The sequence below is a fragment of the Amycolatopsis sp. NBC_00355 genome, from assembly GCF_036104975.1.
Classification (GTDB): Bacteria; Actinomycetota; Actinomycetes; order Mycobacteriales; family Pseudonocardiaceae; genus Amycolatopsis.
In genome coordinates this window covers 1,113,894-1,127,234 of record NZ_CP107982.1, presented here as the reverse complement: position 1 = coordinate 1,127,234, position 13,341 = coordinate 1,113,894, and the positions used below count along the sequence as shown (strand labels likewise).

The window sequence follows — 13,341 nt, the reverse complement described above, 5'->3', positions numbered from 1 at the left end:
ACAGGTCGAGATGGACTACCGGACGGGCGGGACCGAACGGCGAGCACCGGTTCGCCGCACACGCCCGTCCCGCTCGTGGACGGCGCTGCGGTCGGCGTTGTCCACCACACCGAAGCAGCCGGCGGCACGGCCGGGACGTCTGGCGTTGCCAGAGGGGAAATGACGCCGGACGGTTGACCGTCAGCCCATCCGGTGCACCCGTTCCACGGTCTCCAGGAGCCCGGCCAGCCCCGGCAGCACAGCGTCCGCGACGGCCGGGTCCTGCGGGTCACCGTGCCGGTTGATCCAGACGCGCCGGATTCCCAGCTCCCGCGCCGGGACCATGTCGTGGAAATGGCTCTGCGCCACGTGCACCCAGTTCTCCCGGCTCGCGCCGAACGTCGAGGCGAACCGCTCGAAGTGCCCGTGTCCCGGCTTGTACCCGCCGACGTCTTCCGCGGTGACGACGGCGTCGATCGGCACCGCCAGCCGCCGCTCGGTCTCCGCGATCAGGTCCCGGTCGCAGTTGGTCAGCAACGCCAGCCGCCAGCCGGCCGCGCGCAGGTCCGTGAGCGCGGTCCGGGTGTCGGGGAACACCGGCCAGTACGGGAGACCCGTGCCCAGCACGGAAGCGTCGTCGGGCAGCAGGTCCAACCCGGCTTCGGCGGCCGTGCGCCGCAGGGACTCCGCCAGCACCTCCCGGTAGCGCCGGACGGGGACCTCCGCCTGGACGCGCGGTTCGATCCGGTTGTAGACCTCGAGCAGGTCGCCGCCGCGGCCCGGGAACAGCAGCTCGATCCCGGTCGCGATGCCGTGCCGCCAGTCCACCAGCGTGCCGAAGCAGTCGAACGTCGCCCAGCGGATAATCAGGCCCAGCCTCTCCGTCAGTCGGTCACCTGGTCGAACCAAGCCGTCGCGATCTCGGCGAACTCGTAAATCGGCCGGGACCTGCGGGTGGCCACCCAGGCGAGGCACACCTCGTTCGGCGGGAGGTCCGCGATCGGGACGTGCGCGACGTCCGGCCGGGTGTAGTACTCCGACGTCGAGAGCGGGATGACCGCGATCCCCGTCCCCGCCGCGACGTGCTCCAGCTTCTCCTCGACGCTCCGGAACCCGCGAAACGGCAGCGCCGTCCCGTCTCGCAGTTCGGCCGCGACCTCCCGCCATTCCGGCACCGCACCCGGGTCGTTGAGCAGGTGCTCGTCGGCCAGGTCGGCGATCAGTACCGAATCCTTCCCGGCCAGCCGGTGGTCGGCGCGCAGGACCGCGACCCGCGGCTCGCGGAACAGCGGCCGCACGGTCAGGCCGCGCGGGTCGACCGGCAGCCGCACGACGCTGACGTCGGCGCGGCCGTCGTGCAGGACCTCGATTTGGTCTTCCCAGGTCGTGCGCACCAGGCCGACGTCGAGGGCCGGGTGGCGGGTGGTCAGTTCGCATACGGCACCCGTCACCGTGATCCCCGGCATGAAACCGATCGTGAACGACGACGTCCCCCGCGCGGCCAGCGCGACCCGGCGCCGCAGGGCGTCGGCGGTGGCCAGGAGGGGGCGGGCGTCTTCCAGCAGCTGCCGGCCGGCCGGCGTCAGCTCCGTGGATCGCCGGTCCCGCACGAAGACCTGCGCCCGCAGTTCGGTTTCCAGCGCGCGGATCTGCCTCGACAACACCGGCTGCGCGATGTGCAGCCGCTCGGCGGCCCGGCCGAAGTGCAGTTCTTCGGCGACCGCCACGAAATACCGCAGCTTCCGCAGGTCGACGTCCACCAGCGGCCTCCGTTCCGGCGAGTCGGTGAGACCTCCAGGGTATTAGGCGTTGGCGTCGAGGAACCGCCGCAGGTGCGGGTTCACCTCGTCCGGGTGGGTGTAGCTCAAGAAGTGCGCCCCGTCCTCGACCACGACCAAAGACCCCTGAGGCAGCGCCGACGCCAGTTCGGACGCCCGATCGATCGGGTACGCCAGGTCCGATGTGCCGTGCAGGACCAGGGCCGGGCACGCGATCTCCCCCACCCGGTCCAGCACGGCGTCGCGATCGACGAGGGCCGTCATCGCGTAGGTCAGCTGGTCCGCCGGAACCGAGGCCCAGCGCCGCTTCCACTCCCCCACCTCCGCCGGGCCGAAGCAGATCGTCGCGACGCCGTCGAGGACCTCCGGCGGGGCGCCGCCCGACACCCAGGCGTCGAGGACCGCTCGGTAGCCCGTCGCCACCGCCGGGTCTTCCGCCGCGGCCGAGGTGCCGAGCACCGCCAACGCGCGAACCCGGGAAGGAGCCAGCAGCGCCATCCGCAACGCGACGAACCCGCCCTGGCTCGTCCCGACGACCGCCGCGGACGTGACGTCCAGGTGATCCAGTACCGCCAGGACGTCACGCGCCACGTCCCAGTAGTCGAACGCCTCCGAAGCGGTCGTGCCGCCGTGCGCCCGCTCGTCGACCGTGATGCAGCGGAAGCCGTCCAGGGCCGGCAGTTGCGCGGCGAACATGCGGCCGTCCATCAGGAAGCTGTGCAGCAGCACGACCGCCGGGCCGGAGCCGCCGTGGTCGGTGAAGGCGGGAAGCGTCATCGATCCTCCGGAAGAACGGTCAGCCGGCGAACCGGCCCACGGCGACGAACGCCGCCAGCACCAGCAGCACGACGTTCATCGGCAGCGCCTTGGTCTCCTTGCGGCGCCCGTGCACGATGATCGCACCGATCTGGACGATCGCCAGTCCGGTGGCCGCGAGCGGGGTCAGCACCGGCGCGGTGTCCAGTGCCCACGGCAGGATCAGGCCGATCGCGCCGACGATCTCGATCGCGCCGATCCCTTTGATCGCCGCCGCGGAGAAGTCCGCCGTCCACCCCATGTTGGGGTTGTCGAGGAGCTTCTCCCGCGGGGTCACGAGCTTCATGCCCCCCGCGCCGAGGTACAGGGCGGCCAGCACACCGGCGACGATCCACAGGGCGAGGTTCACGGTGACTCCAGACTCCGGAAATGTGATTGAACACTACATCACTTTCCGGAGGGCAGCCCTCAACTTGGCGCGATCGTGACCGACCCGCCGGGCCGCAGGGTGACGACGCGCTTCCACGCGCCGGCACGCACCTCGGTCCGCGTCCCGCCGACGCTGCGGATCACCGCCCGGGTCACCTTGCCGTCGCGCCACGCGACGTCGACCTCGAACCCGCCGCGCGCGCCGATCCCGGTCACCTTCCCCGAGCGAGCCCACGCCGACGGCAGCGCGGGCAGCAGCTCCAACACGCCTGGGCGCGAGTACAGCAGCATCTCCAGCATCGCGGTGGGCCCGCCGAGGTTGGCGTCGATCTGGAAAATCGTGTAGCTGCCCTGGCTGTACATGTCGAAGAAGTTCGGCGCCGTGCCGTTGCCGTTGGCCACCGACGGCCGCATGACCGTGAGCAGCAGCTGGTACGCCTTGCCGGCGTCCTTGAGCCGGGCCCAGCACGCCGACCGCCACGCGGTCGCCCAGCCGAAGCTGTCCATCCCCCGCGCGGTCAGCAGGGCACGAACCCCGCCGAGCAGCTCGGCGGGCGACGTGTCCGTCGCGATGCGGTCACCGGGGAAGAACCCGATCAGCGGCGACAGGTGCCGGTGCGTGGTCTCGCCCAGGTTGTCCGGTGACATCCACTCCTCGAGCCAGCCGGTCGCCGGGCTCACCTTCGGCAGGTACAGCTGCCGCTGCAGCCCGGCGATCCGGTCGCCGTACGCGCGATCGCGTCCCAGCGTCGTGGCCGCCGCACGGTAGTGCTCGAACAGGTCCCAGACGATCTCCTGGGAGTACGTGTTCCCGAGTGTGTCCTGCGGGCCGTGTTCCGGTGACCAGTCGTGGTCGTCGACCAGCACCTCGCGGCCGTCGACGGTCGTCGTGACCAGCCGCGACTCCCAGAACTCGGCGGCCCCCTTGAGCAGCGGGTAGATCCGCGCGAGGTAGGCCTTGTCCTGGGTGAACGCGTAGTGGTCCCACAGCGAGTTGCACAGCCACGCGTTGCCGGCGGGGTGCCACCACCAGCCGGAGCCGCCGTAGATGTTGGTGGAGAACGCGATGGCCCAGCCGCCGATCTTGCCGCTGGTGTTGCGGAAGCGGTTTCTCGGGTCGTTGAAGGACTTCTTCGTGGTGTCCGTCCACACGGGAAGCTGCGAGAGGCAGTAGTCGGCCAGCGCCGTGAAACTGCCCGGCAGCGCCGCGCGGTCGGGCAGCCAGTAGTTCATCTGGACGTTGATGTCGGTGTGGTAGTCGCTCATCCAGTCGGGCGTGTTGTTGTTCTGCCACAAGCCTTGCAGCCCCATCGGCAGGCCGTCGCGCGAGCCGGTGATCGTCAGGTAGCGGCCGTACTGGAGGTAGGACGCTTCCAGCTCCGGGTCCGGCGTGGCCGGGTCGTCGTGCCGCGCCACCAGCCGCGCCCACGTGTCCAGCGAGCGCTTCGACGCCGGGGAGGAGCCCAGGTCGACGGTCATCCGGTCGTAGAGTCGCCGGTAGTCGGCGACGTGCGTCGCGAGCAACGCGCCGCCCCCGGCGCGCAGCGCGCGAGCCGCCTTCTGCTTCGACAGGGCCAACGGATCCAGAGCGGCGTCGAGGAACTTCCGCGCCGCGTCAGGCACGTAGTTCGTGCCACCCGAAAGCACGACGACGACCTCGCGGCAGCCGGTGAACACCACGTTGTTCCCCTGCTGGGCAACGGTTCCACCCCGGCTCGACGCGGCAACGGCGCACGCGTACTTCAGCCCGTTGGCGAAGGTCGCCGCGAACGCGGGGCCGCTCAGCACCTCGTCCCTCGTCGGCTCCAAGGCGACCGTGCCGGTCAGCGTCCCGCGGCCTTCGCCGGTCAGCCGGACGACCACGACGTCGTCGGGGTGGCTCGCGTAGACCTCCCGCCGGTACCGGGTGCCCTGGCACGTGTAGGCGACGGTCACCAGGCCGTTGCTCAGATCGAGCGTCCGCCGGTAGTCCGTGACGCCGACGTGCGCCGGCACGGAGATCCGCGCCTTCGCCAGCAGCCCGAGGGTGCCGAACTTTTCGCGTTCGTACGGGAACTGGCCGTCGTCTTCGAGGACGTCGTTGGCGCCGCCGGTCCAGAGGGACGCGTCGGACACGTACAGGAAGTCGGCGGCCGGGTCGCCGCCGACAAGAGCACCGATCCGACCATTACCGATCGGCAGGCCCTGTTCGATGATCTTGTCCTCGGCCGCGGGCGACGGGTACCACAGGGTCGTCGCCCGGCTGTCGGGCACGAGATCCGCGACAGCCGGGCGCACGACGTCTGCGCTTGCGGTAAAAGGACGAACGCCACTCAGGGCGATCCCGGCGCCGACCGCGCCACCGAGCTTGAGGAAGGTGCGGCGCGACGGCGGAAGGGAGGGGTTCGACATGTCGGATCCGTTCGGCGTTGAAGGCGGGGACCGGCTTGCAGCCCGCCAAACATATGACCTATCCGGATCCGAGGTCAAGATTCTTCGTAATTAATCCGATATTATGAAGATCTCAGCAGCTCGACGGCGCGGGCTTCCCGGCCAGCCGGTCGTGGACGTAGGCGAGCGCCCCGGGCGCACCCTGCACCGCGACGGTGACGTGGTCGCCGATCGGGATGCGGCGGTACTGGATCGTGACGCCTTCCGCGCAGTACTTCCGGACCAGCGCGTCCACCGGCGGCGTGAGCGCCAGCTCGTCGAAGATCCCCTGGTAGAAGTACGTCGGCGAGCCGGGTTTCCGGGTGCCCATGATGTTCTGCGCGATCACGTTCCGCACAGCCGGCACGTCGAGCAGCTGCGGCACGGTCGTGTAGTCACTCATCCGATGGAACGCCTGCGTGACGCTGAACTGGGCGATGCACTGCTTGCCGACGTCCTCGAACGCCTGCTTGCCGCGCGCGTTGAGCAGCGTGGCCGTGTCGATCTCCGGGTACGCGCGGCTCAGCCCGACCGCCGCGCCGATGTAGATCCCGGCGAACACACCACCGTCGATGCGGCGGGCGACGTACTCGATGTCCGCGGGCACCCCACCGGCCGCGACGCCGGCGAACTTCAACTCCGGCGCGTACGCCGGCTGGACCTCGTTGGCCCACTGGCTGGCCAGCGCCCCGCCCGAATAGCCCATCAGCGCCGTCGGGGTCGCGGGCCCGGAAAGCCCGGCGGGCGCGAACGACTGGGCCGCGCGGATGCCGTCGATGACGCCGTGTGCGGTGTTGAGCCCGGCCGTCCACTCGGACCGTGGGCCCTCGTAGTCGGCGGTCACGACGGTGTGGCCCGCGGCGAGCAGCGGCACCATCAGCGCCAGTTCCTCGGCGGGCAACGCCGTGCCGGTGGCCAGCACGTACGACGGCGCGCAGTCGAGGCTGAGCCCGTCCTGCGCGGTCTGGTACGAGACCAGCGTCTTCGAGGTGGACGACACCGGCTGCATCACCGTCGCGACGTCGGCGATGGCCGCGCCGCGCGTGTCCGACGAGCGGTACTTGACCTGCCAGGCCCGGATCGGCACCGGCAGGGTGAGCGCCCGGATCGTGATCGGGCGCGAGTCGAGGATCGTGCCCGGCGCGACGTCGGGGAACGGCGACGGCTGGGCGTAGAAGGGATCGGCGGCGGGGTTCGGCGGCAGCCCGGCGGCGGACGCGGCGGCGGGGGCGACCAGGGCGGCCGCGGCGAGGACCGCGACGGTGAGGATTCGGCGGATGTCGGCGCTGACAGTGGGCACGGGACCTCCCGATTTCGATACCGACCGGTATCGTGTGTCCGATTTACCAGATGACCTGCGTCACAGTCAACGAAGGACGCCCAGGTGAGGGAGGCGGTAGCGTTGCGCTCCATGACCGGCCCCCCACGCCGCCGCCCGAGCCGCGCCGAGACCCGGCGGCGGATCATCGACGCCGCCACCGCGGTGTTCGCCCGCCAGGGCATCGCCGCGACGTCGCTCAACGACGTCGCGGCCGAGGCCGGCCTGACCAAGGGCGCCGTCTACTCCAGCTTCACCGGTCGCGACGACCTGGTGCTGACGATCATGGAAGAGCACATCGTCGAGCGGATGGAGGGCGCGACGACCGCGTTCACCGACCTGGCCGACCTCGACGAGGCCACCACGGAAGCCGGGGCGCGGCTGCTCGCCGGGATCGACTCGGACGCCACCTGGCACCGGCTGCTGCTGGAGTACTGGGGTCTGGCGATGCGGAACCCGGCCGTCCACAAGGGACTCGCGGAGCGCCGCGCCCGGCTGCGCGACGCGATCACCGCGGCCATCCGCAAGGCCGCCGCCCAGCACGGCGTCGAGCTGCCCCTGGCACCCGAGCACCTCGCGGTGGTGGTGCTGGCCCTGTCCAACGGCCTCGCGGTGGAACGTGGTGTCGAGCCCGACGCGGTCCCGTCGTCGCTGTTCAGCGACGTGCTCAAACTGCTCGTGACGCCCCGGCCGGCCGACGTCTAGGGGTTTCCAGGTGCGACGAAAGGTCTACTACCGGTGATGACCAATCCCTTCCTCGAAGGCAACTTCGCCCCGATCAGCCAGGAGCACACCCTCACCGAACTCGAGGTCACCGGGACGATCCCGGACTTCCTCGACGGCCGCTACCTGCGCAACGGCCCGAACCCGCTGTCCGAAGTGGACCCTGCGGCGTATCACTGGTTCATGGGTGACGGCATGGTCCACGGCGTCCGGATGCGCGACGGCAAGGCCGAGTGGTACCGCAACCGCTGGGTGCGCAACCCGTCGATCGACGCGATCCTCGACGGCGACCGGCCGCGCCGCACCCCGCACGGCCTCAGCGCCAACACGAACGTCATCGGCCACGCCGGCAAGACGCTCGCGCTGATGGAGGCCGGGGCCACGATCTGGGAACTGTCCGACGAGCTCGACACCGAGGGCCGCTGCGACTTCGACGGCACCCTCTCCGGCGGCTACACCGCCCACCCCAAGCGCGACCCGCGGACCGGCGAACTGCACGCCGTCTCCTACTCGATGGCCAAGGGCAACAAGGTCACCTACTCCGTGATCGACGCGGCCGGCCGGGTCCGGCGCGAGGTCGACGTCGAGGTCACCGGCGCGCCGATGATGCACGACTTCTCCCTCACCGAACGGCACGTCGTCTTCTACGACCTGCCGGTGACCTTCGACGCCGGCATGGCGACCGCGGCGATCCCGTCCCGGGTGCTGCGCACCACCGCCCGCCTCGTGCTCTCGGCGGTCATCGGCCGGGTGCGGATCCCCGACCCGATCACCGCGCGGCTGGCCACGAAGATCGCGGCCAACGGCGGCCTGCCCTACCACTGGAACCCGAAGTACCCGGCGCGAGTCGGCGTGATGCCGCGCGAAGGCGGCAACGGCGACGTCCGCTGGTTCGACGTCGAGCCCTGCTACGTCTTCCACCCGCTCAACGCTTACGACGACGGCGACAGCGTCGTGCTCGACGTCGTCCGGCACCCCCGGATCTTCGACCGCGAACTGCACGGCCCCGACGAGGGCGTGCCGACGCTGGACCGGTGGACCGTCGACTTCTCCTCCGGGAAGGTCATCGAGGAACGGCTCGACGACCGCGGCCAGGAGTTCCCCCGCGTCGACGAGCGGCTGGTCGGGCTCCGGCACCGTTACGGCTACGCGCCCGCCGTGAGCAGCGGCGCGACCCCGTCGGAGGCCTTGTACAAACACGATTTCTCGAACGGCTCGTCGCAGGTGCGGTCGTTCGGGGCCGGGCGCTCGCCCGCGGAGTTCGTGTTCGTGCCGCGCGCCGCGGACGCCGCCGAGGACGACGGTGTCCTGGCCGGTTTTGTCCACGACGCGGCCACCGAACGCAGCGAACTGACGCTGCTCGACGCCGGCACGCTGGAGACGGTCGCCGCGATCCACCTGCCGGACCGGGTGCCGATCGGCTTCCACGGCAACTGGGTGCCGAGCTAGCGCTTGCGGTACCCCAGCACTCCGGCGTCGGCCTGCTCGGACAGGTACCGCGCGAACGTGATCCGGCCGTCGAGGTGGTCCGGCGTGAGGTGGCCGCCGCCGGCGTACGCCCGGAACGTCTCCCCCGGGAGCTTCACCGAGACGATCCTGCGGCGCCGCCCGCTCGCCTCCGCGACCGCCTGGGCCAGCTCGGCCGCCGCGAGGATCTCCGGGCCGCCGAAGTCGTCGACGCGGCCCGCCGGATCGCCGGTGGCCAGGTCCGCGAGGCGCGGTGCGACGTCGCGGACGTCCACGGGCTGGAAGCGCACCCGGGGTACGGGCAGCACCGGCAGCCGGGACGCGCCCGCGAACAGGGTCCGGACCAGCGCGTGGAACTGCGTGGCCCGCTGGATCGTGTACGGCAGACCGGACGCGGCGATCAGCGCCTCGGCCGCGAGCTTGCTCCGGTAGTAGCCGAGCGGGACGCGGTCGACGCCGACGATCGAGACGTAGACCAGGTGCGGCCCGCCGGTCCAGCGCGCGGCCTCGACCAGCGTCCGCGCGAGCGCCGTCTCGTGCCGGAAGTCGGTGGCGCAGTGGACGACGGTGTCGACGCCGGCCAGCGCGCTGTCGACGCCGCGCCCGGTGCGCAGGTCGCCGGGCACGACGTCCGGCCCGGGCCGTCTGCTGAGGACGCGGACCTCTTCGCCCGCCGCGCGCAGCCGCTCGGCGACCACCCTGCCGAGCTGCCCGGTGCCGCCGGTGACCAGGATCCGCACGAGGCCCACCTCCACCCATCAACGCCGTCAAGGCCACCTTACGGGCGTCTGTCGCCCGTAAGGTGGCCTTGACGGCACTCTTTTGATCAGGTGCGGGTCAGTTGCGGACGATGGTGAACGTGCTTGTCGTGTTCCGGATGTCCTGGGCGTTGTTGCTCAGCGTGAGCCCGGTGAACGTCGCCGAGCCGACGGCCGGGCCCTGACCCGGTTCGGGCAGCTCGTTGGCCCAGATGCCGATCCCGGACTTCGCGTCGAAGGCGTCCCCGCTGCGCTGGGCCCCGCTGATGTTCACGTTGGTGAACACGGTGTCCTGCACGGAGTTCTGCGGCTGCCCGCCGACGTAGTTCGTCTGGAACATGATCCCGCTGTAGGTCGGGCTCTGGATGTCCACATCGGACACCCGGATCCCGCGGAACTCCTTGGAAGCGGAGAACATCCAGATCGCCGGGAAGGTCTGCTGGCCCCAGAAGTGGCCACCCGCCCGCACGAGCGAGGCGTTCTGGACCGTCGTCGGCTGCGGCCCGAACCCGAGGAACGGGTAGCCGAAGTCGAGCGAGCTGATCGTGATCGCCGAGTACGTCAGCGTGTCCGCGATGTAGAGGTTGCGGAAGGTGTTGTTGTACCCGCCGTAGACCGCCAGCCCGGCCGCGCGCCACGGGGTGAGCGCGGTCAGGTTCTCGAACACGTTGTCGTACTGGTTGCCCTGGTTGATGTCCGTGGCGGCGAACAGCGCGAAGCTGTCGTCACCGGTGGACCGGGCTTCGTCGTTGACGACGTGGTTCCCGGTGCTCCCGTTCGTGAGGTTGATCCCGTCGGCGAACGTGTCGCGGATCCGGGAGTTCTTGATCGTGGTGTTGTCCACGTTGGTGCCCCAGACCATGACCACCTGGTGCTCCACCCAGATGTTGTCGATCGTCAGGTTGGCGACGTTGGCCAGGTTGAACACCTTGCCGGGACCGTCGATGCGGGAGGTGTAGTTCCCGAACACCGCGAACCCGCTGACCGTCGACCCGTTGGCGGTCGACTGGACGTCGAAGCCGATGTCGGTGTTCTCCTGCCCGGCGGGCGCGGAGAACTTCGTGAACCACGGCCCGGCGCCGATCAGCGTGATCGCCTTGCCGTAGACGTTCACCTTGCTCGAGAGCGAGTAGTTCCCGGCCGGCAGGTAGACCCCGGTGAGGGTGCTGTCCTGCCGGACCTTGTCCAGGGCGGCCTGGACGTCCTGCTGCGTGAACCCGGCGGGGACGGCGAAGTGCGCCGGGTCCGGGTTCGCCTGCGCGGTGGCCTGCTCGAAGTTCACGAAGTCGATCGCGTAGTTCGTGCTGTTCGCCGCGTCCTTCTGCAGTTTGATCCTGCTGCCCGCCGGCACGGTGGTGCCGAGCAGCGCGCTGGCCTCGTCGTAGATGTGGCGCGGCCCGGTGCCCGGCGAGTTGCCCGGGCCGGTTTCGGCGCCGTAGAGCCACGCGTAGTGCGAGGTCAGGTCGATCGCCTTGAGGAAGGTGCCGTTGACGTAGACGTCGATCGTCGAGTTGATCCCGCCGCCACCCGCGGAGTCCGGGATGGAGAAGCGCGTGACCAGCGTGTTCGTCGCCGACCGCGTGGTGAACTCCACCGACGAGCCGGTCGAGTTCAGCGTGACGGCCTTGCGCCCGGACGCCTCGCCGGCGAGGTCGCCGATGGTGCGGTTCGGGCCGACCACGGCCGCGCCGCCCGCGAGGACGCCGTCCTCGGCTTCGTACATGTCGTAGGGCATGTTGGCGCCCTGGCCGACGAACAGCGACTGCGAGCTGGTGTTGTTGGCCTGCTTCACCGGCAGCTCGTTGGCGTCGTTCGCGACGACCGTCTTCACGGTGTACTTGCCGTTGGCCGCCGTCCACGTGCCGACGTTCACCGGCGACGCCGTGGCCCCGGCCGCGATCGCGCCGGTGTACGAGCCGGTCAGCGTCTTCACGACGGTGCCATTCGTGTCGGTGAGCGTCACGGTCACGCCGTGCGCGCCGGACGCCGACGCGATCGTGCCCTGGTTGCGCAGCGTCACGCTGAAGGTCACCGTGTTGCCCGCCGACGGGGTGTTCGGCGACCAGCCGGTCGCCGCGACGAGGTCGGAGCTCTGCACCGGGCTGACGACGAGCGCCGTCGAGCCGGTGAACGAGTTGTTGTTCTCGTTCTGCTCGATCACGGCGTTGGCCTCGTCGACCTTCGCGGTCAGCTGGTAGCTGCCCGCGTTCTGGGCGCCGATGTTCGCCGACACCGTCGTCGACGCCCCGGCCGCGAGCGCGCCGACCGCGGCGGTGCCGACCTTCGTGGTGCCGAGGTAGAGGTTGACGTTCGTCGCGCCCGCGGCCACCGTGCCGGCGTTGCGGACGGTCGCCGACGCGGTGATCGCGTCGGACTCCACCGGGTTCTGCGGCGACCAGGAGACGCCCGACACGGTGAGGTCCGGGTTGGGCGCGGGGACGCCGATCACCTGGAACTCCGCGGCCTGCCCGCCGCCGGCGCCGGAGTTGGCGGTGACGCGCAGCCGGACGTCGGCGACGCGGCCGCTCAGCGGGATGGTGACGCTGTTCCCGGTGCTGGGGTTGAAGTTGTACGTCTGCGCGGCGGCCAGCGTGGTGAACGTCGAGGACGCCTGCTCACGGCCTTCGACGGCGATGGTCTGGGTGCGCGGGCCCCACGAGGCGTCCGGGTTGAGCTTGACGACGACCTGGCTGAGGTCGGCGTTGGAGCCGAGCCCGACGGTCAGCAGGTTCGGGTAGGTCCCGCCGCCGCCCTCCCAGTAGGTGCTGGTCGAGTTGTCGTTGGCGTTGGTGGCGACGAACGTGAACTCCGTCGACGACGCCGTGATCGGCTTGCCCACCGCGAGGTTGGTGCCGACCTGGGTGCCGTTGCGCGTCACCGTGTTGCTGTTCGCCGACTGGTTGCCCGCGGCGTCGTGCGCGCGGACGTAGTAGGCCACGGTCGTGCCGTCGGGCTGGTTGTCCGTGTAGGTCAGGACGTTCCCGGCGACGCTGCCGCGCAGCGCGTTGTTCGCGTAGACGTCGTAGCCGGTGACACCGATGTTGTCGGTCGAGGCCGACCAGGTGAGCCGGAGCTGGCCGCTCGCGGGAGCGGTGTAGGCCAGGTTGCCGGGCGCGGACGGCGGCTGCGTGTCACCGCCGGAGGTGCTGCCGTGCACCTCGAACTCGGACAGCTGCGCGGCCGGCCAGCCGGTGTTGGCGGTGAGGTTCAGCCGGACGTAACGGGCACTGGCGGTGAGGTTGATCGTCACGGTGTTGGCCGAGGCCGGGTCGAACCGGTAGCCGGCCGACGCCACGACGTCGCTGAAGCTCGTGCCGTTCGTGCTGCCCTGCACGGCGAGGGTTTCGGTGCGCGCCTCCCAACCGGCGGGCAGCTTGAGCACGACCTGCGCGACGTTCGTGGTGGCGCCGAGGTCGGCCTGGATCCACTGCGGGAACTGGTTGTTCGCGCTTTCCCAGTAGGTGGCCTGGTTGCCGTCGCCGACGTTCGACGCGGGGTATTCGCCGAGCTGGCTGCTGGCGGTGTAGGTCGCGGAGGCGGCTTCGGCGGCGGCCTGGACCGCTTGGTCCACCGCGGGGACGGCGGTCGCGGCCGGGGCGCCGCTCGCCGCGACGGCGGGTGCCGCCAGGAGCAGGGACAGGGCGGCGTAGGTCGCCGCGCGCGACAGGAGTCGCTTCGTTCTCATTGAGGTTCCTCTGATCCGGGGAAGAGGGAGACGCGGGGA

At 70.6% G+C, this 13,341-nt stretch carries 10 protein-coding genes; 2 read left to right on the top strand and 8 right to left on the bottom strand.

Translation table 11 applies throughout. The annotated features are described in order from the left end of the window. Positions 1–180: 180 nt before the first annotated feature. The 6 genes from OHS18_RS04870 to OHS18_RS04845 all read right to left on the bottom strand — a co-directional run bounded on the left by OHS18_RS04870 (position 181) and on the right by OHS18_RS04845 (position 6,651). A complete protein-coding gene (locus OHS18_RS04870) occupies positions 181–888 on the bottom strand; it encodes an HAD family hydrolase (protein ID WP_328616094.1) in 708 nt (235 codons plus the stop codon). Further along, on the bottom strand, positions 864–1,739 hold the full coding sequence (locus tag OHS18_RS04865) for a LysR family transcriptional regulator (protein ID WP_328616093.1): 876 nt from the start codon (positions 1,737–1,739) through the stop codon (positions 864–866). Before OHS18_RS04865 ends, OHS18_RS04870 begins: the two co-directional genes overlap by 25 nt. Before the next feature lie 42 nt (positions 1,740–1,781). Next, the gene (locus OHS18_RS04860; RefSeq protein WP_328616092.1) at positions 1,782–2,534 is read right to left on the bottom strand and encodes an alpha/beta fold hydrolase; all 753 of its coding nucleotides are present in this window, start codon (positions 2,532–2,534) and stop codon (positions 1,782–1,784) included. A 19-nt stretch (positions 2,535–2,553) separates the two neighbouring features. Beyond that, positions 2,554–2,922: a DoxX family protein gene (locus tag OHS18_RS04855; protein ID WP_328616091.1), complete on the bottom strand. Its 369-nt coding sequence runs from the start codon at positions 2,920–2,922 to the stop codon at positions 2,554–2,556. 59 nt (positions 2,923–2,981) lie between these two features. Continuing rightward, on the bottom strand, positions 2,982–5,333 hold the full coding sequence (locus OHS18_RS04850; protein WP_328616090.1) for a glycosyl hydrolase family 95 catalytic domain-containing protein: 2,352 nt from the start codon (positions 5,331–5,333) through the stop codon (positions 2,982–2,984). A gap of 112 nt (positions 5,334–5,445) precedes the next feature. After that, positions 5,446–6,651 carry a lipase family protein gene (locus OHS18_RS04845; RefSeq protein WP_328616089.1) on the bottom strand — a complete coding sequence of 402 codons (1,206 nt, stop codon included), beginning with the start codon at positions 6,649–6,651 and terminating at the stop codon, positions 5,446–5,448. A gap of 111 nt (positions 6,652–6,762) precedes the next feature. On the opposite strand from OHS18_RS04845, the gene OHS18_RS04840 reads away from it, so the two are divergent. Next, a complete protein-coding gene (locus OHS18_RS04840; protein ID WP_328616088.1) occupies positions 6,763–7,374 on the top strand; it encodes a TetR/AcrR family transcriptional regulator in 612 nt (203 codons plus the stop codon). A 36-nt stretch (positions 7,375–7,410) separates the two neighbouring features. Then, entirely contained in the window at positions 7,411–8,841 is a 1,431-nt protein-coding gene (locus OHS18_RS04835) for a carotenoid oxygenase family protein (protein ID WP_328616087.1), read from the top strand. Here the strand turns inward: OHS18_RS04835 and OHS18_RS04830 are convergent. Further along, positions 8,838–9,599, bottom strand: a complete 762-nt coding sequence (locus tag OHS18_RS04830; RefSeq protein WP_442875343.1) for an SDR family oxidoreductase — start codon at positions 9,597–9,599, stop codon at positions 8,838–8,840. The two genes, OHS18_RS04835 and OHS18_RS04830, sit on opposite strands and share 4 nt — an antisense overlap. Positions 9,600–9,696: 97 nt before the next feature. Next, a complete protein-coding gene (locus tag OHS18_RS04825; RefSeq protein ID WP_328616086.1) occupies positions 9,697–13,302 on the bottom strand; it encodes a discoidin domain-containing protein in 3,606 nt (1,201 codons plus the stop codon). Positions 13,303–13,341: the final 39 nt, after the last annotated feature.

What these genes read in the sequence shown, in the direction of transcription:
- OHS18_RS04825 (WP_328616086.1), bottom strand. Translation starts at nt 13,302, where the DNA reads ATGAGAACGAAGCGACTCCTGTCGCGCGCGGCGACCTACGCCGCCCTG.
- OHS18_RS04860 (WP_328616092.1), bottom strand. Translation starts at nt 2,534, where the DNA reads ATGACGCTTCCCGCCTTCACCGACCACGGCGGCTCCGGCCCGGCGGTC.
- OHS18_RS04850 (WP_328616090.1), bottom strand. Translation starts at nt 5,333, where the DNA reads ATGTCGAACCCCTCCCTTCCGCCGTCGCGCCGCACCTTCCTCAAGCTC.
- OHS18_RS04835 (WP_328616087.1), top strand. Translation starts at nt 7,411, where the DNA reads ATGACCAATCCCTTCCTCGAAGGCAACTTCGCCCCGATCAGCCAGGAG.
- OHS18_RS04840 (WP_328616088.1), top strand. Translation starts at nt 6,763, where the DNA reads ATGACCGGCCCCCCACGCCGCCGCCCGAGCCGCGCCGAGACCCGGCGG.